This window comes from Joostella sp. (assembly GCF_048266025.1).
Classification (GTDB): Bacteria; Bacteroidota; Bacteroidia; order Flavobacteriales; family Flavobacteriaceae; genus Galbibacter; species Galbibacter atrarenae.
This window is the reverse complement of record NZ_JBLXAF010000004.1, coordinates 135,355-154,287: the sequence shown is the minus strand read 5'-3', so window position 1 is coordinate 154,287 and position 18,933 is coordinate 135,355. Positions and strand designations below refer to the sequence as shown.

Genomic DNA, 18,933 nt, shown 5'->3' with positions numbered 1-18,933 from the left:
ACAAATAATTGTATTTTTACCTAACTAAATTTACCTTACTAAAATCGAATTTTAAACATGGGCAAAGTAATTGCTGTAGCTAATCAAAAAGGTGGTGTTGGAAAAACTACAACATCTGTAAACCTAGCTGCCTCATTGGGAGTACTAGAGAAAAAAGTACTTTTAATTGACGCAGACCCACAGGCGAATGCTACTTCCGGTCTTGGAATAGATGTTGAAACGGTTGAAGGAGGTACATATCAATTATTAGAGCATTCTGTTAAACCAGAAGACACTATTATAAAAACGAATTCCCCAAACGTTGATTTAATACCAGCTCATATTGATCTTGTTGCTATCGAAATAGAATTGGTAGATAAAGATGCAAGAGAATATATGATGGCAAAAGCCATGGATAGACTTAGGGATTCTTATGATTATATTTTAATTGATTGTGCTCCCTCTCTTGGCCTATTAACGCTAAATGCTTTAACAGCATCAGACTCGGTTATCATTCCTATTCAATGTGAATATTTTGCATTAGAAGGACTAGGGAAATTATTGAATACTATAAAGAGTGTTCAGAAAATACACAATCCTAACTTAGATATCGAAGGGTTATTATTAACCATGTACGATTCTAGATTAAGACTTTCTAACCAAGTGGTAGAAGAAGTGCAAAAACACTTTAGTGAAATGGTTTTTGAAACCATTATCCAACGTAATGTGCGTTTAAGTGAAGCACCAAGTTATGGTGAAACTATTATTAATTATGATGCTACAAGTAAAGGGGCAACAAACTACCTGAGCTTAGCACATGAAGTAATTAAAAAGAATAAGCAAACAGTTTAAATGGCAAAGGCAACAAAAAAACAAGCTTTAGGGAGAGGATTATCTGCTTTGTTGAATGATCCTGACAATGATATTAAATCTGCATCAGATAAAAATGCTGATAAGGTAGTTGGTAGTATTGTGGAGTTGGACATCGATGCCATTGAAGTAAATCCATTTCAACCGCGTACTAATTTTAATGAAGAAACATTAAAAGAGCTTTGTATTTCTATAAAAGAATTAGGTGTTATACAACCTATTACTGTTAGAAAAATGGAGTTTAACCAGTACCAATTGGTTTCTGGAGAAAGACGTTTAAGAGCTTCCAAATTAGCAGGTCTAAAAACTATTCCTGCATATATTCGTATTGCAAACGACCAAGAGTCATTAGAAATGGCTTTGGTAGAGAATATCCAAAGACAAGATTTAGATCCTATCGAGATCTCTTTATCTTACCAACGTTTAATAGACGAAATAAATATTACACAAGAGCAGCTTAGTGACCGTGTAGGTAAAAAAAGATCTACAATTACTAACTATTTACGCCTTTTAAAACTAGATCCTATCATTCAAACTGGAATGAGAGATGGGTTTGTAAGTATGGGGCACGGTAGAGCTTTAATAAATATTGAAAATAAAAAAGATCAATTAGAAATTTACGAGAAAGTTATTACTAATAATTTATCTGTTAGAGATACAGAAAAATTGGTTAGAGAGTATCAAACTGGTAAAGAACAAAAAACAGAGAAAACTACTACTTCAGAAGTTCCAGAATATGTTTCGAAAAATATAGAAGAGCTTACTGAATACTTTTCTTCTAAAGTAGACGTTAAAGTAGCTAAGAATGGTAAAGGAAAGTTTATTATCCCTTTTCATTCAAAAGAAGACTTTTTACGCCTCACAAAACTTTTTAAATAGTGTTTAAAAGAAGTATTGCCGTTTTATTTGTATTGCTTTTTCATTTCATTTCATCAGCACAAGAAAAAGTAGCCGACTCCGTGAGTAAAAAAACTGAGAACGATGCTACGCATGAAATGACGAAAAGAGAATTAAAGAAACTAGAAAAAGAAGCCCAAGATTCTCTTAAGCAATATCAAGTTGTAGATACTACTGCCATTGCTTCGGATACACTTTCAAGAAAACAAAAACGTAGACTAAGAAAGCAACAAACTATAGATAGTTTGGCTAGCTTAAATATTGACATAGATCCATTATCTCCAGCAAAAGCAGCCTTTTTCTCTGCAATATTACCTGGATTAGGTCAGATTTATAATAAAACCTATTGGAAAGTTCCTATTGTTTACGGAGCCATAGGTACAGGAGCATATTTCTATATTCAGAACACCAATTACTACAATCAATATCGAGACGCCTATAAAAGACGTATTGCTGGTTATTATGATGATGAATTTTATGACATTAATAATAGCGGTATTGACCCGGGAAATCCAGATGTTAGTGATGATGCACTAAGAGATGCTCAAGAATATTATCAGCAGAACAGAGATCTTTCGCTACTTATAACCATAGGTTTGTATGCGTTAAACATAATAGATGCTAATGTTACTGCACATTTAAAACAGTTTAATGTGAGCGATAAGCTTTCTTTAAACCCTTACTACGAACAGAATCAAATAGACTACACTCCAAACTACGGAATGCGGCTTAGTTTGAGTTTTTAATATACCACCTATAAATACATACGAATGAAAATAGCATTGCTTGGATACGGAAAAATGGGAAAGATGATTGAAGAAATAGCAATTTCCAGAGATCATGAAATCATAGCTAGAGTAGACGAAAAAACAACTGATTTTAATATTAAAGAAGCAGATGTTGCTATCGATTTCAGTATTCCATCTGTTGCTTTTAAAAATATTTCTATGTGTTTAGAAAATAACGTTCCTGTTATTTCTGGTACAACAGGTTGGTTAGAAAATTATGATAAAGCTGTTAATCTTTGTGAGGAAAACAAAGGTGCTTTTATCTATGCCTCCAATTTCAGTTTAGGGGTTAATGTTTTCTTTCAACTAAATGAATACCTTGCTAAAATGATGAAAAACCTCTCGCAATATGATGTTAGTATTGAAGAGACTCACCATACACAAAAATTAGATGCTCCAAGTGGTACTGCTATTACTCTAGCAGAGGGAATTATAAACAATTCTCACAATAAAGCTTGGAAATTAGATAATGCCACTTCAGACGAAATTCCAATTAAAGCATTAAGACAACCAGAAGTTCCTGGAACGCATACTATTATATACAAAAGTGATGTAGACACTATAGACATAACCCATACCGCTCATAATAGAGAAGGTTTTGCTTTAGGTGCTGTAATCGCTGCTGAATGGATTATCGGTAAAACAGGAGTTTTCAGTATGAAAGATGTGTTAAACTTGGGTTAAAAACCGCATTTCAAAGGTATTATAGAACTCTTGATTACTATTCATACCAAAAAAAATATATTTTTACCGTAACTAAAATCCTGTTGATTCGTTTTAAAGATAATTCTAATAGGAAACAAAGCTTATTACTATGACAATTACACAATGGTTTATTTTCTTTCTAATCCTTCAAGTGGTTCACTTTTTAGGTACTTGGAAGCTCTATGTTAAAGCTGGAAGAAAATCGTGGGAAGCACTAGTTCCTGTATATAATGCAGTTATTTTAATGAAAATAATTAACCGTCCTTGGTGGTGGGTTATTTTACTTTTCATTCCCATTATAAACCTTATTATGTTCCCTGTTATTTGGGTAGAAACATTAAGAAGTTTTGGAAGAAAAAGTACTACAGATACATGGTTAGCAGTGTTAACTTTAGGTTTTTATATCTATTATATTAACTACGCTGTAGATGTAGAATACATTAAAGATCGTAGTTTAAAGCCAAGAACTGCTACTGGAGAATGGGTTAGTTCTATACTCTTTGCAGTAGTTGCTGCCACGATTGTACATACTTATTTTATGCAACCTTATGTAATCCCAACTTCGTCTTTAGAGAAGACATTATTGGTTGGAGATTTCCTATTTGTTAGTAAATTTCATTACGGAGCAAGAACTCCAATGACTACGGTTGCATTCCCGATGGTACATGATACTATTCCTGTAATAAACAAAAAATCATATCTAGATAAACCACAGTTACCTTACTTTAGACTTCCTGGGTTACAAGACATAAAACGTAATGATATTGTTGTTTTTAGCTGGCCTACAGATACAGTGGAGCAGTTTTTCAAAATTACGCATCGTAAGATCAGAAAACCAATAGATAAGAAATCAAACTATGTAAAACGTTGTGTAGGACTTCCTGGAGATTCACTTTCCATAAAAGACGGATTTGTTTACATCAACGGAAAGCAAACTGTTTTACCAGACAGAGCAAGACCACAATTTTCATATTACGTAAAAGCAAAAGGGCAACTTACGCCTAGATATATGTATGAGCGTTATGGAGTTACGGGTAGGTTTGGACAAGTGGAGCAAGGGGTTTATTTCTTCTCTGCAATGACTGCTGCTGCTGCGGATAAACTAAGAGACAACCCTAATGTTATTAGCGTTAAGAGAAATATCGAATCAGCAGGATCAACAAAAATGTCTTCTGTATTTCCTAATGCTGATGATTACAAATGGAATCAAGATCAATTCGGACCAATATATATTCCGCAAGAAGGAAAAACTGTTCCTTTAAACCTTAAAGTTTTACCTCTTTACAAGCGCATTATTAAAGAATATGAAGGCAATACTATCGCCGTTAACGGTAATCAAATTCTAATTAACGGAGAAGTTGCAGATTCTTATACTTTTAAACAAGATTACTACTGGATGATGGGAGACAACCGTCATGCCTCTGAAGATAGCCGTTACTGGGGTTATGTTCCAGCAAACCATATTGTTGGGAAACCTGTATTTATATGGTTTAGCTACGACTCTAATGCCTCAGGAGCATTTTGGAATAAAGTTCGTTGGGATCGAGTATTTACAACTGTTGGCGGAAGCGGACAACCACGTTCTTACCTAGTATACTTCTTAGTTGTTGTAGCACTTTGGTATGGAATTAGTAAATTCAGAAAACGAAAAAAGGAAAATAGTTAGTAGTATTATTGTTATCAAAAAACAACATACTTTATCACTTTTAACTTTAGAAACGATTCATACTTTACAAACTAATCAATGCAAACTGTAATTCATCCAACATACTTTCCTTCTGTTGCTCATTGGGCAGTTATAAATAAAACAGGAGGTGATATTGTTTTTGAAAAAGAGGATAATTACCAAAAACAAACGTATAGAAACAGAAGTTACATCTACAGTCCAAATGGACTACAAATGCTTTCTATCCCTATAAAGCACACCAAAGGGAACCAGCATCAAAAATATAAAGATGTAACTTTAGAAGATAATTTTGATTGGAAAAAGCAACATTGGAGATCTATAGAAACTGCTTACAGAACATCTCCCTTTTTTGAGTATTATGAAGATGAATTCGTTCCATTTTTCGAAAAGAAGCATAAGTTTTTGTTCGATATGAACATGGAAAGTATAGAACTTCTTGCTGAATGTTTTCAATTGGAATTGGATTTTTCTTTTACTACTGAATTTGAAAAAGAAGCGAACCATTTTATAGACCACCGCGGTTTAGCTAGAGCCAAAGGAAAAAAGAAGTGCAATTTCACTCCTTATACTCAAGTATTTGATGATAGACATGGGTTTATAGAAAACTTAAATGGGATGGATTTACTTTTTAATGAAGGTACAAATGCATTGAATTATTTAGACGGCTTAGAATTTTAATAGGCAAACGCTCTAACGCTTAAAATCTCATTTATTACTATGCTTCGTTTTATAATTCATTATGGGATTCACTTTATTGTTCCAATAGTTGTTGCCTATTTATTTTTCAGAAAGGATTTTAAAAAAGCAAGCATCATTCTATTGCTAGGAATTATAATTGACATTGATCATTTATGGGCAAACCCTATTTTCGATATCAATAGATGCAGTGTAGGATTTCATTTTTTCCATAGTTATTACATGATTGCCTTGTACATTCTATTTCTATTCTTCAAAAAGACGAGGATTATAGGATTAGCACTTATTATACATATCCTAGCAGACGTTACAGATTGCTTTTTAGCGCAATTAAATCTGTAATTGAGATATTATTGGGTAATGATCAGAAAGCTTCTCATATCTATTTTTATGAGATATTACGGGAATCTCTTCATCAACAAAAATAAAATCGATTCTAAATGGGAAATACTTAAAGTAATAGGTTTTCCCTGTACCACTTCCTTTCTCATCAAAAGTATCTATATCATCCCCTTTTATCTGTTTATATATTGCAGAATATTGATTATTATTTAAATCCCCACACGTTATCGTTTTGTAAGGGCATTCTATTTTATGTGAAACAAAAATCTCTGTTTGCACTTGCTGCTTTGAAAATACAGCTCCCATGCGCTTCGCTATTTTGCTAGAATTCTCTTGAGATATCTCTTCGTCTTGAGGATTGATATGAAAAGACTGCATGTGTAAATTATAAACACGAATTGTATCACTCCCCTTAACTATATCAGCATAAATAGCGTTATTCTGAGAATTCGGAAAGTTTAATGAGCCTTTACTTGTTATTGGGTATTTAGAAAAAATGGCTTGCCCCGTCCCTTTTGTTTTATAGTTAATAAAACTATGAGGATACATTTTAAATTTAAGTTCTTTGGAGTCATGAAACTCTTGCAGGCATAAAATATCAGGCTCCTCCTTTGTTATCATAGCCAGTATTTCATCTGAAACACCATCACGCCCCATCCATTTATAAAGATCAAAAATACGGACATTATAAGTCATTATTTTCAAGTAAGAATCACTCACCACATTAGATGTGCCACCAAATTTATAAAATGAAGAAACCTGTTGATAACCTAATAACAGAATGATAAAAGAAAGTAACCATTGTCGTTTTAATTTTAAAACCCAATAAATTAAAAATAGAATATTTAAGATAATTAAAATAGGCGTTGCAAGACTAAAAATTGCTGTCTTTGGGAAGGATTTAATGGGGATATATGGAACTAAAAGACTTAACTGTAAAAGAAAAGCAAATACTGTATTCACAAAGAAAATCCCTTTATCAACCCAGTTAAGCTTCTTCATAGTTCGTATTATATTATCTTTTTAAGTATCTTATTCTTTGCCTGCTTTAAATAGAAAGTCTTTTTCTTCTTTTGACAAGCTATCATACCCACTTTTACTTATTTTATCTAAGATAGCATCTATTTGTTTCTGATGTTCATTCTTAGAAGCTTTACTTTTAGATGCTGATGTCTGTTTTTGTTTATGCACCGTCTTTAAAGGTGATTTCTTCTCTTTATTGAACATATTCTTAATCGAAGAAAGTAGTTTAGCAAACCAAGCACCAATATCGGTCCCTTCTTGAAGCTTTTTAGCATAAACAAAACCTAACAATGAACCTCCTAAGTGCGCAATATGACCACCCGAATTACTAATTGGTATCTGCACCAAGTCCAATAATACAAAAGCAGCACCAATATACCATAATTTTAAATTAAAAAATATGACTCTCACCTCTTGATTTGGAAGATATGTACATATAAAAATTAATATAGCCATTACAGCAGCCGAAGCTCCAATAAGAGGAGAATCTACCCTCGAAAAAACTGGAAAAACATTATAACTTAATAAGAAAAGTGCACCACCAGAAATTGCTCCTAGAAAGTAAACATTAAGAAAATATGTTTTACTAAAAAGGTTTAAAAATATTCTAGCAGAAAAATACAGCATCAACATATTGAGCAGCAAATGCATCAGTCCTGCATGCAAAAAAGCATAGGTAACAATAGACCAAGGTTGCATTAAGAATCCAAAAAAACTCTTAGGTAACTCAAACCAACGAGATATTGAATCGGAACTTAATTGCAGAAAGAAAACCAATAAAGCATTCAATATAAATATAACCACATTTACGGCAATGATTTTCTCGGCAATATTAAGTGTAGAAAACTTGTATTTTATATCGTTTGTTATACTCATTAGTTATTTTATTTCTGTTTTATAACACTTAAATAAGTCAAGTATTATATTTTGTATGCTTTAAAATATTTTTTTTTAAACGTTAACCCCTTTTAAAGCTCTAATTTACATCCTCTCTACCCTCTTCAGTCTTAATACTTCTTTTGTGTGTTTTTTTAATTCCAACGATTGCCGTTAAACTGGTTTTTCTTCCAATACCACATCATTATAAAGCCAAATAAAGCTCCTCCAATATGCGCAAAATGAGCTATTCCTTGTCCGAAAATAGAATATCCAGTCACTCCAGAGAATAAATCCAATCCAATAATTATCGGAATAAAGTATTTAGCTTTGATAGGAATTGGTAAAAATATAAGCATTAATTCAGCATTAGGAAACATCATTCCGAAGGCAACCAAAACTCCATAAATAGCCCCAGAAGCTCCCACAGCTGGTGTCATATATGCACCTAAGAAATTCTGCAATGTCCCCTCAGAAAGTACACTGGACCACGCTGTATCATATTTTCCTTCCCTAATAACACTCATAATATCAGCTTCACTAAACCCGCTTGCCATCAAAGTATCCATACCAGAATTAAAATAATAATAATTTACAAGCGTATGGATTAATGCCGCTCCTAAACCTGCAGAAAAATAGAAAAAGAAAAACTTATTCTTCCCCCAAATTTGCTCCAAAGGAGTACCAAAAGCCCATAATGCATACATATTAAAAAGAATATGCATAAAGCCTCCGTGCATAAACATATGCGTTACAACTTGCCAAAGTTGGAAGTGTTCATTCTTAGGAAACCATAGTGAAAACAAATCATACATTTGTTGACCTAAAAGTTGCGTTGCTATAAAAAACAACACATTAATGATTAATAAATGCTTAACAGCATCGGTAACTCTTCCCATTGCTTGGAATTTAGTTTTATAAAAATCGTTTATCTATTTCTTCCACCGTCATAGTAATATATGTTGGCTTATTAAAAGGGGAAACTGTTGGCTCTTTGGTCGCAAAAAGATTATTAACTAACACTTCTTGAGATGCCACATTCAACACTTCTCCACTTTTTACTGCAAGTGTTTTACACATTGCTTTTGCTAAAATATCTGCTTGAGATAAAGAAGACTCTGGTACTTCCGATTGGAAATCGGACAATAACTGATCTACAATAATCCCTACTTCGCTTTCTGATATATTTAAAGGAATCCCGCTGACTTCGACTTCCTCATCTTTAAAATTAGAAAATAAAAAACCTGTATTCTCTAAACTGTCTTTTAATTCTTTTAAAAGTGCTATTTCCGTCTTTGTAAAACTTAATTTTAAAGGAAATAATAATTGCTGACTCACACCTTTATCTATTGTTATATTCTTTAAATATTGCTCATATAATACTCTTTGGTGCGCTCGGTGTTGGTTTATAATTACCATTCCCGATTTAATAGTCGTTACAATATACTTTTTATGCAATTGGTAACTAGTGGCAGATACTTCTTGCTCTTTAGTATTATTAAACAAAGACCCTGTAACTTCTTCAGATTCAAACTCAATAGAACTAAAATCTGATTTTTTCTCTAAGCCGACATATAAATTCTCCCAACTAGCCTGTGGCTTTTCTCTCTTCTGATAACCAACATTAATACTGCCTTTAGATTCCTTTTCGAACGGATTAAAATTAGCATCTACTTCTACCGTTGGAAAATCGGCATTCTTACTTTTATAATTATAAGGTGTATCTAAGTTAGCATCTCTTTCAAAATCTAATACAGGCGCCACATTAAACTGCCCTAAACTATGCTTTACAGAAGCTCGTAAAATAGCGTATAGTGCGTGCTCATCGTCAAACTTAACTTCCGTTTTAGTAGGATGTATATTAATATCGATTCCTGATGGATCTACTTCTAAAAACAAAAAATAGCTCGGATGTGTCTGTTCTTTTATCAAACCTTCAAAAGCAGCACAAACGGCATGATGTAAATAAGAGTTTTTCACAAAACGGTTGTTCACAAAAAAGAACTGCTCTCCACGTGTTTTCTTCGCAAATTCAGGTTTACAGATAAAACCACTTAAATTTACTACTTCCGTATCCTCCTCAACAGGAACTAATTTTTCATTCGTTTTTCCTCCAAAAATATGAACTATTCGCTGGCGTAAATTAGACGCTGGAAGATTAAAAAGTTCACTCCCATTATTATAAAAATCAAACTGAATATTCGGGTGTGCTAACGCCACACGCTGAAATTCATCAATAATATGCCTTAACTCTACCGTATCCGATTTTAAGAAATTTCTTCTTGCAGGAATATTAAAAAACAAGTTTTTAACCAATAAAGAAGTTCCCACGGGAGTTACTGTAACCCCTTGGTCTACTATTTTACTTCCTTCAATCTTTAGCTGTGTACCAACCTCATCATCTTCTTGCCTTGTATTCATTTCAACATGAGAAATCGCAGCGATAGAAGCTAATGCTTCTCCACGAAATCCTTTTGTATGTAATTGAAATAAATCTTCGGCAGCTTTTATTTTGGAAGTAGCATGACGTTCAAAAGATAAACGCGCATCTGTAGCACTCATTCCTTTTCCGTCATCTACAACTTGAATAAGTGTTTTACCTGCGTTCTTAACGATTAGTTTTATGGAAGTGCTCCCTGCATCTACAGCATTTTCAATAAGTTCTTTTACAACAGATGCTGGTCTTTGTACCACTTCTCCAGCCGCAATTTGATTTGCAACATGGTCGGGTAAAAGCTGAATAATATCTGCCATTAAATAATTGTATCTAAATTAATATATCTTACTGCTACCATTGCGAACATCAGTAAAAAAATCAAAATTACTATAAAACGAATCCTCCCATTCATACTTGAAGAAGTAGATCTTACCGTTTTCCAATCATCACGATAAGACTTCTTACGATATCCCTTAAAATAATCTTCATTAGAACGTGGTTCCTTACTTTTCATAAGATTTTCTAAACGTTCTTTTCTTTCATCATAATACCTAGGCGTATAGTTATACGCTTTATTGGCTCTCGACTTAAAAAGTGATGGAAGTCCCACGGTTTCTGTTTTTTTAAAATTATAAATGAAATAATAATGCCAAACTAAAAAGCATGCCATTAAGTCTACAATATCTGTATATTGAGGTAAATATCAAAATTACTTAAAAAGGAATAGAATTACGTGTAATTACTCTTAAAAGTTATTAAGATTATCCTAGCATAAAGATTGTTCACGCCCCCAAATTCCCCATAAAGATAAAAATTTATCAGCAGAAAAACACCTTAATAAACAAGCAGTAATTTATCGTAACTTAGTTCAACAAAAAGCACCCAAAACACCCAAGTTATTAACACATAATAACTTCAAGTTCGTATTATTATAATAATGTTTTTAAGTATGTAAATGCTAGATTAGTTTCCTAGCACAGCCATTTTGATTGCAGCAATTGCAGCTTCTGTTCCTTTGTTTCCGTGTTTCCCTCCGCTTCTATCAATGGCTTGTTGCATCGTATTATCGGTAAGTACACAAAATATTACGGGAGTATCGTATTGAACATTTAAGTCCTTTATTCCTTGTGCAGTAGCGCTACAAACAAAGTCAAAATGCTTCGTCTCTCCTTGGATCACACTTCCTATTGCAATAATTGCATCTGGCTGGTGCTTCTTAATCATTTTCTTAGTTCCATAAGTAAGCTCGTAGCTCCCTGGAACATCCCAACGCATGATATTCTCCTCTTGAGCTCCGCAATCCAACAAAGCTTCCATAGCGCCTTTATAAAGACCCTCTGTTATTTCTGAATTCCATTCTGAAACAACAATCCCAAATCGAAAGTCTTTCGCATTTGGGATTGTTGCTTTATCGTAAACTGATAAATTTTTATTTTCTGTAGCCATATTTTTTATGTAAAGTTAATTGGTAACCATTGAATAATAAAATTAATGATCATTTTTCAATTAACTACTTCTAAAGCGCTTCTGCTTTTCCAATATAGATATCTATAATTCTTCCTTCTTCTGAGTCTGAATATTCGTTTTTAATTCTATTGAAGTATTTTAATGCTTTAGCAGTGTCTCCAGCTTCCATAGATAAAACTCCAGCTTTGAATAAAAACTTAGGAGTTGTAAAAGCATTATCAGAATTAGAAATTGCTTTCTCATAATATTCTAATGCGTCAGACTCTTGACCAATTTGAACAAATGCATCTCCGATTCCTCCTTTAGCCAAAGAACTTAAAATAACATCATCAGATTTAAAATCTTGAAGGTATTTTATAGCTTCATCATACTTCTGTGTATTCAAGTATGCCATTCCAGCAGTGTAATGTGCAAGGTTAGCCGCTTTTGTACCTCCGTAGTTATCTATAATATCTAGTAAACCATATTTACCATCTGCTCCATTTAAAGCCAATCCATATAAAGAATCTTTAGCAGTACTATTTACTGCCTCATCAAAATATTGTTGAGCAAAAAACATTTCGTTAGAAGCTTCTGCCTCTTTAGGTTGTAAAATAAATTGTTGGTATCCTAAAAAAGCAAGTACTACAAGTACAACAGCTCCTATTCCTCCCAATATATATTTCTGGTTTCTAGCTACCCATTCTTCTGTTCTACCCGCACTTTCATCTAAAGTATTAAAAACTTCTTCCGTTGTACTCTGACCATCATAATTTACATTATCTAAATTTTCTTCAGAATGTGATGGTTTTTTATAGCCTCTTTTCTTGTACGTTGCCATGTCTATATTTAATTAAGCCTCGCAAAAATAAAATTTTTATTGAAATAGGAAAGGGAATTTATTTGATTATTTTCAATAATTTGCAACTTGTTAGAAAGCTAAGAATTTAAACAAAGTAGTATCCTACAAATGCAATTACAAAAATTATCTCTTATAAACTTTAAAAACTTCGCTTCGCAGCAGTTCGAATTCGATGCCAAAATCAACTGTTTTGTTGGCCCAAATGGTATTGGTAAAACAAACGCTCTCGATGCGATATACCTACTTTCCACTGGGAAAAGTTATTTTAATCCTGTAGCTTCACAAAATATTAAACACGGAGAAAGTTTTTTTGTAATTGACGGTGAATTTACAAGGGACGAAAAGCAGGAAAAAATCATTTGTAGCCTAAAAAAAGGTCAGAAAAAGATTATAAAACGTAACGGAAAAATTTATGATAAACTCTCAGAACATGTCGGATTTATCCCTTTAGTCATTATTTCTCCAGCTGATAGAGACTTAATTATTGAAGGAAGTGAGACGAGACGTAAATTTATCGACAGTGTTATCTCACAAAGCAACAAACCATATTTACAAAATCTTATTAATTATAATAAAGTATTGGCGCAACGAAACTCACTTTTAAAGTATTTCGCATTAAATAATACTTTTAATTCTGACACATTAGCTATTTACAATCAGCAATTGCACGAATATGGCCACAAAATATACGATGCAAGAAAAGACTTCTTAGAAACTTTTATTCCGATTTTTAAAGAAAGATATGCTTCTATTTCTGGAGGGAAAGAAGAAATTAACCTCAGCTATCAAAGTCAACTACTAGACAAAGACTTAGAAACACTTTTCGCTGAAAATTTAAACAAAGATAAAGCGCTACAATACACATCTGTTGGAACTCATAAAGACGATTTAAGTTTTGAGATTGGGAATTACCCCATAAAAAAATTTGGGAGTCAAGGGCAACAAAAATCATTCTTGATCGCTTTAAAATTAGCTCAATTTGATTTTATAAAAGCTCAAGCAGGACACACACCTATTTTACTCCTAGATGATATTTTTGATAAGCTTGATGAAAACCGTGTTAGTCAGATTATATCCCTTGTTGACCAAGATGAATTTGGACAAATATTTATTAGCGACACCCATGCTGAGAGAACGGAGCATGTAGTTAAAGAAACGCATCAATCGTATAAGATGATTACTTTGGATTAAATTGGACTCACTTTTGTAGTCTTTACTTTTAACTTTTTCCTACAGTAAATAATATAAAAGGTTCCTAGTACAGATGGCAATATCCAAGCAATAAGGCTTCCTACGCCTAGTCCTGCCACAATAAATGCCGTAACCGACGCTATAAAAGCGCCAATCATTTTTCCTACATGATTAGACAACCAGCCATTTTTTATCTTATTATGGTTTTTATAAAATAGAAAATCTTTTATTGATAGCGATAACCCAAAAGCTCCAAAAAAGGCATAAAGTATATTTGCAGAACTCCCCATTACAAAACCAAAAACGCCATATAAAACCATAAGTATAGATAGGAACAGCATACTTCCTGATATCAATTTATCAATCGGCTTTACTTGCTTTTTATCCTTCGACTTAAAAGTCAATATCTGATTGCCAGAAACCACCAAATAAATAGTAAACAACCCGATAAGAAAGAGAAAAGGATTTTCATGATTTGGCATCCATGAAATCGGAATAGAAATTAATGAACTTGTAATCACTCCAACAGAAAACAACTTCCCCATTCTACGATGTAGTTTACCTCCCTTTTTAACAATTACACTTCCTAGTCCTGTTATTAATCCTAATCCCCCGAAAAAGGCATGCACGTAAATAAAAATCTTAATCGTCTGCTCCATGGTTTATATTTTTTAATAAACTATTCAAAATTCTTAATACAATCCTAGCAACGAAAATTAAAACTACTCAACTGTTGTTTTCACTGGACAGGCTGTAAAACAATTTAATTAACCCGAATGAAGATTTACATTTACACACTTTCTGAAATCCTATTTACTGCTATACTTTTAAAAATCTATCTTTCAAATTTCTCTTACTCCACAACTTTTAGCTACCTTTGTTTTATAAAAATCTACATCTTTTGAAAGCTAAAATTCTCATCGCATTAAGTCTTATTCTGGTAAGCTGCAATCAGCAGAAAATTGAAGATATATCTCTTTTAAATGGATATTGGGAGATTGAAAAGGTGACTTTTCCTTCTGGAGATGATAAAGAATATAAGGTGAATACAGTGATAGATTATATTCAAATAAAAGACTCTGTAGGAACTCGCGAAAAGGTAATGCCTAGATTGGACGGTCGTTTTACTAGCATGAAAGAATATGAAAATTTCAGCATAAAAAAAGAAGGAGATGATTTTTATATAGTTTATAAAAATGAAGAGTCGGAAAGGCGAGAAAAAATAGAAATCCTTACCAAAGATAGATTTGGAGTTTCTAATGAACAGGATAAAACTTATTTCTATAAACGTTTTGAAAAGTTTTCATTAAAATAAACGTTTATTAAGCTACGTAATCTTACAACTTTATAATCAATCCTTTTGAGGAGTCAGAATTTCCTCTATTCAGGAATAAAAACAGCATACACACTAATTACAATGGCAAAAAGAAGAAACGAATACCGCACTATTAACGATGTACTTAAAGATTTTGTTACAGAAAACAAATTAGAAAAAGGTATGGATAAGGTGGACGTTCGAAATGCTTGGCAGAATTTAATGGGTAATGGTGTAAATAATTATACAACTCAGGTACAATTAAAGCAAGACACGCTTCATGTTTCACTATCTTCTTCTGTATTACGGGAAGAACTTAGCTACGGAAAAGAAAAAATCATAAAAATGCTCAATGAAGAATTGGGCAAGGATATTGTAAAAAGTATCGTTCTAAGATAAACATAAAAAAGCTCCATTTTCAAGTTGAAAATGGAGCTTTTTACTTATGTCATTAATTGTCTTAGACTTTATTACAAAATCTATATGGACGCTGACTTCTACTTAAAAGATCTCTCTTCCTGAGAAATGAAAAGCACCTTCGATAGCTGCATTTTCATCGCTATCAGAACCATGAACTGCATTTTCTCCAATAGAAGTAGCAAATAATTTACGGATAGTACCTTCTGCAGCTTCGTCTGGATTTGTAGCTCCAATTAAAGTTCTAAAATCTTCTACTGCATTGTCTTTTTCAAGGATTGCAGCAACGATAGGACCGCTAGTCATAAACTCTACTAACTCTCCGAAAAACGGACGCTCGTTATGAACTGCATAAAATTCTCCAGCATCACGATTACTTAATTGCGTATACTTCATCGCAACGATTTTAAATCCTGCTCCAGTAATTTTTTCAAGAATAGCTCCGATATGACCGTTTTTTACAGCATCAGGCTTAATCATTGTAAATGTTCTGTTTGTTGCCATTTTCTTTTAATATAATTTCGCAGTTACTTATAAACTGCATATTACCAAACGCCCAATATGGGCTTTCTTAATTTTGCCGCAAAAGTAATGGTTTTATTTGACTTTTCTTGATCGAGATAAAAAAATAGGTTTTTATACTGAAAACAAGCGCTTTAAAAACATTAAAAACACTTAATAAGCCTGCTCCAACTCATTTAAAACACGATTCCCGTCCCCTATCATTTGCATCTTTACATGGTGATTTTTCATGTTTAATTTTAGTAAACCAAAACTTTTCTGATTCACAACCTCTCCTACTCTGTATGGATTTTCTTCACCAGAATAAGCTTCGTAAGTATGTGTTAATCCACTGGAAGTAAAATCTATCAAAGGATATCCTAAATCACTAATATTAATCTCTGAAAATTCAGAAATATGTCTATCACCAGAAAGCAATAAAACACGTTTTGCTTTACTTACCTTTATCAATTTAAAAAGTTTATCAACTTCCGCAGGAAAATTCCCCCAAGCTTCAAAACCATGCTTATTAGATAACACTTGGATACTACTAACAATAATATTAAAAGTAGCTGTAGAATTTGTAAGCTCTTTAGTAAGCCATTGCCATTGTTCCGCTCCCAATATGGTCCCTTCTCCTTTTGGATTCGGCATAAAACGTTTACCATCATCTCCTAAATTTTTGGTAAGTGGCGATCTAAAATAACGAGTATCCAACACTATGACCTTGACGTCACCAGCATTTGTATGATAGGTTTTAGCGTGATAAACCCCTTCTTGATTTCTACGAGGATCATTTTTTGGCACATCCATGAAGTTAAGAAATAACTCTTGAGCTTGGGCTTTCATTTTCCACTCTGCCCCGCCATCATTCAATCCGTAATCATGATCATCCCAAGTACCAATAACATCAACCGATTTTTTTAATTCCCGATATCCATCTTGGTAACGTTGCTCTTCATAATCTTTACGCATTTCACGGAAGTTATCGGTATCAGAATATATATTGTCACCACCCCAAATCCATACAGAAGGCTTATTTTTTAATACATCATCCCAAAGTAAATTGTCTTCATCTTGCTTATTACAAGAACCAAAGGCAATCACAAAATCATCTCCTGTTAAAGGATAGGTTGTAGTTTTTACTGTTTTACATCCATTACAAAGAATTACAAGTAAAAACACAATAACAAATACACGCATTAGCTATAGTTTAGGCTACAAATGTACTATTCCTTTTTTTAAGTATTATATTATTATATCGTATATTAGCCGACCATGAAAGTAACAGATATAGAACAACTAAAATCGATACTATCTAGTCCAAAAAAGATAGTTATTATACCACATAAAAACCCTGATGGCGATGCTATTGGATCTTGCTTAGGGCTTTATCATTATTTAGCACAATACAACCATCAACTCACTGTTGTTGCTCCAAACGACTATCCTGAATTCTTAAAATGGATGCCTGGAGAGGAGACTATTGTAAAATATGAATTCCAAAAAGACCTTGCTTCTCGTAAGATAAAAGAGGCCGAATTGGTATTTACATTAGACTTTAATTCGCTAAGTAGGATTGATGAAGTTGCAACAGCTCTTGAAGACTTTACTGGGGATTATATCATGATTGATCACCATCAAGCGCCAGACGATTATGCACGTTTTATGTATTCTGATACTTCTATGAGTAGTACCTGTGAGATGATCTATAATTTTATTGATTTTTTAGATGATACTGATAAAGTTACTGCTGAAATTGCTAGCTGCTTATATGCAGGTATTATGACAGACACAGGCTCTTTCCGCTTCCCTTCCACTACTAGTAACACCCATAGAATAATAGCAAATCTGATTGATAAAGGAGCCGAAAACGCCTATATTCATAATGCTATTTTTGATACAAACTCAATTGATAAATTACACCTATTAGGTTGTGCTTTAAAAAACCTGGTAGCATTACCAGAATACAACACCGTTTACATTACGCTTTCTAGAGAAGAATTACAGCAATACAATTATAAAAAGGGAGATACCGAAGGTTTTGTTAACTACGGACTATCATTACAAGGAGTTAAGTTTGCTGTTATTTTTATTGAAAGTGTCCAAGAAGATATTATAAAGATTTCTCTTCGCTCTAAAGGAGATTTCTCTGTAAATGAATTTTCTAGAAGTTACTATAATGGTGGCGGACATACAAATGCTGCTGGAGGAAGAAGTGAAGTTTCACTTCCAGAAACAACAAAGCAGTTTGAAAATATATTAAAAGATTACAAAGCCCAATTACAATGATAAAAACCTACTTACCAATACTTGCTATAATAGTGTTATTTACTGCTTGTAAACAGCCAGAGGCAAGACGCCCAGTAAGTGTGAAGTCGGGATCTTTTATGCGAGCATCTATAGAGCGCAATAAAGGATTGCTAGACTATGAAGAAAAGCTTATAGATAGTATTATTGCTAGGGATACTGCTAACACATATCACTCCTCTTCTAACGGCTATTCGTATTATTTTAATGTTCATGACTCTACACAAAGTTACACTCCAAAAGAAGGTGATGTAGTAAAAATAAATTACGATATCCGAACTCTTAATAATGAAACTATTTATACGAGTGAAGAAATTGGAATTGTAGATTTTAGAATAGACAAAGAAGACTATTTCCCAGGATTACGTACCGCTGTAAAACTCCTAAAAGAAGGTGAAAAAGCAACCTTTCTATTCCCATCATCATTAGCATATGGCTACCATGGAGATGAAGATAAAGTAGGCACCAACCAAGCAGTTATAAGCACTATCACATTGCTTGACATAGTACAAAAGGCTAGCGACAGTGTTTCTGAAGAGTCTGAAAATATAAAACAAGCTGAATAATTATAATAAATAAAACTCGATAACG

The 18,933-nt window shown here is 33.0% G+C and carries 22 protein-coding genes; 12 read left to right on the top strand and 10 right to left on the bottom strand.

The genetic code is table 11. From position 1 onward, the window contains the following. The first annotated feature begins 57 nt into the window (after nucleotides 1–57). The 7 genes from ACN0TY_RS09515 to ACN0TY_RS09485 all read left to right on the top strand — a co-directional run bounded on the left by ACN0TY_RS09515 (nucleotide 58) and on the right by ACN0TY_RS09485 (nucleotide 5,964). Nucleotides 58–831 carry a ParA family protein gene (locus ACN0TY_RS09515; RefSeq protein WP_236958798.1) on the top strand — a complete coding sequence of 258 codons (774 nt, stop codon included), beginning with the start codon at nucleotides 58–60 and terminating at the stop codon, nucleotides 829–831. Beyond that, a complete protein-coding gene (locus ACN0TY_RS09510; protein ID WP_236958799.1) occupies nucleotides 832–1,728 on the top strand; it encodes a ParB/RepB/Spo0J family partition protein in 897 nt (298 codons plus the stop codon). Next, the gene (locus tag ACN0TY_RS09505) at nucleotides 1,728–2,492 is read left to right on the top strand and encodes a DUF5683 domain-containing protein (protein WP_417444302.1); all 765 of its coding nucleotides are present in this window, start codon (nucleotides 1,728–1,730) and stop codon (nucleotides 2,490–2,492) included. The genes ACN0TY_RS09510 and ACN0TY_RS09505 overlap by 1 nt, the downstream gene beginning before the upstream one ends. 24 nt (nucleotides 2,493–2,516) lie before the next feature. Continuing rightward, nucleotides 2,517–3,218 (top strand): 4-hydroxy-tetrahydrodipicolinate reductase, encoded by a 702-nt coding sequence (gene dapB, locus ACN0TY_RS09500; protein ID WP_417444301.1) that lies wholly within the window; start codon nucleotides 2,517–2,519, stop codon nucleotides 3,216–3,218. A gap of 130 nt (nucleotides 3,219–3,348) precedes the next feature. Next, on the top strand, nucleotides 3,349–4,905 hold the full coding sequence (gene lepB / locus ACN0TY_RS09495; protein ID WP_417444300.1) for a signal peptidase I: 1,557 nt from the start codon (nucleotides 3,349–3,351) through the stop codon (nucleotides 4,903–4,905). 78 nt (nucleotides 4,906–4,983) lie between these two features. Beyond that, the gene (locus tag ACN0TY_RS09490; RefSeq protein ID WP_417444299.1) at nucleotides 4,984–5,604 is read left to right on the top strand and encodes a WbqC family protein; all 621 of its coding nucleotides are present in this window, start codon (nucleotides 4,984–4,986) and stop codon (nucleotides 5,602–5,604) included. A 39-nt stretch (nucleotides 5,605–5,643) separates the two neighbouring features. Further along, nucleotides 5,644–5,964, top strand: a complete 321-nt coding sequence (locus tag ACN0TY_RS09485; protein WP_417444298.1) for a DUF6122 family protein — start codon at nucleotides 5,644–5,646, stop codon at nucleotides 5,962–5,964. Here ACN0TY_RS09485 and ACN0TY_RS09480 read toward each other — a convergent pair. From ACN0TY_RS09480 to ACN0TY_RS09450, 7 genes are all read right to left on the bottom strand, one after another. Further along, complete coding sequence (locus ACN0TY_RS09480) at nucleotides 5,953–6,966, bottom strand: endonuclease/exonuclease/phosphatase family protein (protein WP_417444297.1); 1,014 nt, start codon at nucleotides 6,964–6,966, stop codon at nucleotides 5,953–5,955. The two genes, ACN0TY_RS09485 and ACN0TY_RS09480, sit on opposite strands and share 12 nt — an antisense overlap. A gap of 30 nt (nucleotides 6,967–6,996) precedes the next feature. Next, entirely contained in the window at nucleotides 6,997–7,863 is an 867-nt protein-coding gene (locus tag ACN0TY_RS09475) for a rhomboid family intramembrane serine protease (protein WP_417444296.1), read from the bottom strand. A gap of 155 nt (nucleotides 7,864–8,018) precedes the next feature. After that, nucleotides 8,019–8,762 carry a rhomboid family intramembrane serine protease gene (locus tag ACN0TY_RS09470; RefSeq protein ID WP_236958807.1) on the bottom strand — a complete coding sequence of 248 codons (744 nt, stop codon included), beginning with the start codon at nucleotides 8,760–8,762 and terminating at the stop codon, nucleotides 8,019–8,021. Between the two features lie 16 nt (nucleotides 8,763–8,778). Next, nucleotides 8,779–10,617 (bottom strand): DNA mismatch repair endonuclease MutL, encoded by a 1,839-nt coding sequence (gene mutL, locus ACN0TY_RS09465; RefSeq protein ID WP_417444295.1) that lies wholly within the window; start codon nucleotides 10,615–10,617, stop codon nucleotides 8,779–8,781. Next, the gene (locus ACN0TY_RS09460) at nucleotides 10,617–10,970 is read right to left on the bottom strand and encodes a hypothetical protein (protein WP_236958809.1); all 354 of its coding nucleotides are present in this window, start codon (nucleotides 10,968–10,970) and stop codon (nucleotides 10,617–10,619) included. The genes mutL and ACN0TY_RS09460 overlap by 1 nt, the downstream gene beginning before the upstream one ends. A gap of 293 nt (nucleotides 10,971–11,263) precedes the next feature. After that, nucleotides 11,264–11,746 carry a 6,7-dimethyl-8-ribityllumazine synthase gene (gene ribH, locus ACN0TY_RS09455; RefSeq protein ID WP_236958810.1) on the bottom strand — a complete coding sequence of 161 codons (483 nt, stop codon included), beginning with the start codon at nucleotides 11,744–11,746 and terminating at the stop codon, nucleotides 11,264–11,266. Nucleotides 11,747–11,816: 70 nt separating this feature from the next. Next, on the bottom strand, nucleotides 11,817–12,587 hold the full coding sequence (locus ACN0TY_RS09450; protein ID WP_236958811.1) for a tetratricopeptide repeat protein: 771 nt from the start codon (nucleotides 12,585–12,587) through the stop codon (nucleotides 11,817–11,819). A 129-nt stretch (nucleotides 12,588–12,716) separates the two neighbouring features. Between ACN0TY_RS09450 and recF the strand changes: the two genes are divergently transcribed. After that, nucleotides 12,717–13,799, top strand: coding sequence for a DNA replication/repair protein RecF (gene recF / locus ACN0TY_RS09445; protein ID WP_417444294.1), 1,083 nt, complete (start codon nucleotides 12,717–12,719; stop codon nucleotides 13,797–13,799). On the opposite strand, the gene ACN0TY_RS09440 is transcribed toward recF, so the two are convergent. Beyond that, nucleotides 13,796–14,458: a hypothetical protein gene (locus ACN0TY_RS09440; protein ID WP_417444293.1), complete on the bottom strand. Its 663-nt coding sequence runs from the start codon at nucleotides 14,456–14,458 to the stop codon at nucleotides 13,796–13,798. The genes recF and ACN0TY_RS09440 overlap by 4 nt on opposite strands. A 242-nt stretch (nucleotides 14,459–14,700) precedes the next feature. Here ACN0TY_RS09440 and ACN0TY_RS09435 point away from each other — a divergent pair, with 242 nt between their 5' ends. Then, entirely contained in the window at nucleotides 14,701–15,114 is a 414-nt protein-coding gene (locus ACN0TY_RS09435; protein WP_417444292.1) for a lipocalin family protein, read from the top strand. 102 nt (nucleotides 15,115–15,216) lie between these two features. Then, a complete protein-coding gene (locus ACN0TY_RS09430; protein WP_236958815.1) occupies nucleotides 15,217–15,513 on the top strand; it encodes a DUF721 domain-containing protein in 297 nt (98 codons plus the stop codon). Between the two features lie 102 nt (nucleotides 15,514–15,615). Here the strand turns inward: ACN0TY_RS09430 and ACN0TY_RS09425 are convergent, their stop codons facing one another. Continuing rightward, a complete protein-coding gene (locus ACN0TY_RS09425; RefSeq protein ID WP_236958816.1) occupies nucleotides 15,616–16,035 on the bottom strand; it encodes a nucleoside-diphosphate kinase in 420 nt (139 codons plus the stop codon). 171 nt (nucleotides 16,036–16,206) lie between these two features. Then, complete coding sequence (locus tag ACN0TY_RS09420) at nucleotides 16,207–17,235, bottom strand: alkaline phosphatase D family protein (RefSeq protein ID WP_417444291.1); 1,029 nt, start codon at nucleotides 17,233–17,235, stop codon at nucleotides 16,207–16,209. 75 nt (nucleotides 17,236–17,310) lie between these two features. Between ACN0TY_RS09420 and ACN0TY_RS09415 the strand changes: the two genes are divergently transcribed. Beyond that, on the top strand, nucleotides 17,311–18,324 hold the full coding sequence (locus ACN0TY_RS09415; protein ID WP_417444290.1) for a DHH family phosphoesterase: 1,014 nt from the start codon (nucleotides 17,311–17,313) through the stop codon (nucleotides 18,322–18,324). Continuing rightward, a complete protein-coding gene (gldI, locus tag ACN0TY_RS09410) occupies nucleotides 18,321–18,908 on the top strand; it encodes a gliding motility-associated peptidyl-prolyl isomerase GldI (RefSeq protein WP_417444289.1) in 588 nt (195 codons plus the stop codon). Before ACN0TY_RS09415 ends, gldI begins: the two co-directional genes overlap by 4 nt. Nucleotides 18,909–18,933: the final 25 nt, after the last annotated feature.

Bases quoted from the DNA above. Each gene is read 5' to 3' on its own strand.
- ACN0TY_RS09475 (WP_417444296.1), bottom strand. From the start codon at position 7,863: ATGAGTATAACAAACGATATAAAATACAAGTTTTCTACACTTAATATT.
- mutL (WP_417444295.1), bottom strand. From the start codon at position 10,617: ATGGCAGATATTATTCAGCTTTTACCCGACCATGTTGCAAATCAAATT.
- dapB (WP_417444301.1), top strand. From the start codon at position 2,517: ATGAAAATAGCATTGCTTGGATACGGAAAAATGGGAAAGATGATTGAA.
- lepB (WP_417444300.1), top strand. From the start codon at position 3,349: ATGACAATTACACAATGGTTTATTTTCTTTCTAATCCTTCAAGTGGTT.
- ACN0TY_RS09480 (WP_417444297.1), bottom strand. From the start codon at position 6,966: ATGAAGAAGCTTAACTGGGTTGATAAAGGGATTTTCTTTGTGAATACA.
- ACN0TY_RS09510 (WP_236958799.1), top strand. From the start codon at position 832: ATGGCAAAGGCAACAAAAAAACAAGCTTTAGGGAGAGGATTATCTGCT.
- gldI (WP_417444289.1), top strand. From the start codon at position 18,321: ATGATAAAAACCTACTTACCAATACTTGCTATAATAGTGTTATTTACT.
- ribH (WP_236958810.1), bottom strand. From the start codon at position 11,746: ATGGCTACAGAAAATAAAAATTTATCAGTTTACGATAAAGCAACAATC.
- ACN0TY_RS09490 (WP_417444299.1), top strand. From the start codon at position 4,984: ATGCAAACTGTAATTCATCCAACATACTTTCCTTCTGTTGCTCATTGG.
- recF (WP_417444294.1), top strand. From the start codon at position 12,717: ATGCAATTACAAAAATTATCTCTTATAAACTTTAAAAACTTCGCTTCG.
- ACN0TY_RS09470 (WP_236958807.1), bottom strand. From the start codon at position 8,762: ATGGGAAGAGTTACCGATGCTGTTAAGCATTTATTAATCATTAATGTG.
- ACN0TY_RS09460 (WP_236958809.1), bottom strand. From the start codon at position 10,970: ATGGCATGCTTTTTAGTTTGGCATTATTATTTCATTTATAATTTTAAA.
- ACN0TY_RS09415 (WP_417444290.1), top strand. From the start codon at position 17,311: ATGAAAGTAACAGATATAGAACAACTAAAATCGATACTATCTAGTCCA.
- ACN0TY_RS09425 (WP_236958816.1), bottom strand. From the start codon at position 16,035: ATGGCAACAAACAGAACATTTACAATGATTAAGCCTGATGCTGTAAAA.
- ACN0TY_RS09515 (WP_236958798.1), top strand. From the start codon at position 58: ATGGGCAAAGTAATTGCTGTAGCTAATCAAAAAGGTGGTGTTGGAAAA.
- ACN0TY_RS09420 (WP_417444291.1), bottom strand. From the start codon at position 17,235: ATGCGTGTATTTGTTATTGTGTTTTTACTTGTAATTCTTTGTAATGGA.
- ACN0TY_RS09450 (WP_236958811.1), bottom strand. From the start codon at position 12,587: ATGGCAACGTACAAGAAAAGAGGCTATAAAAAACCATCACATTCTGAA.
- ACN0TY_RS09485 (WP_417444298.1), top strand. From the start codon at position 5,644: ATGCTTCGTTTTATAATTCATTATGGGATTCACTTTATTGTTCCAATA.
- ACN0TY_RS09440 (WP_417444293.1), bottom strand. From the start codon at position 14,458: ATGGAGCAGACGATTAAGATTTTTATTTACGTGCATGCCTTTTTCGGG.
- ACN0TY_RS09430 (WP_236958815.1), top strand. From the start codon at position 15,217: ATGGCAAAAAGAAGAAACGAATACCGCACTATTAACGATGTACTTAAA.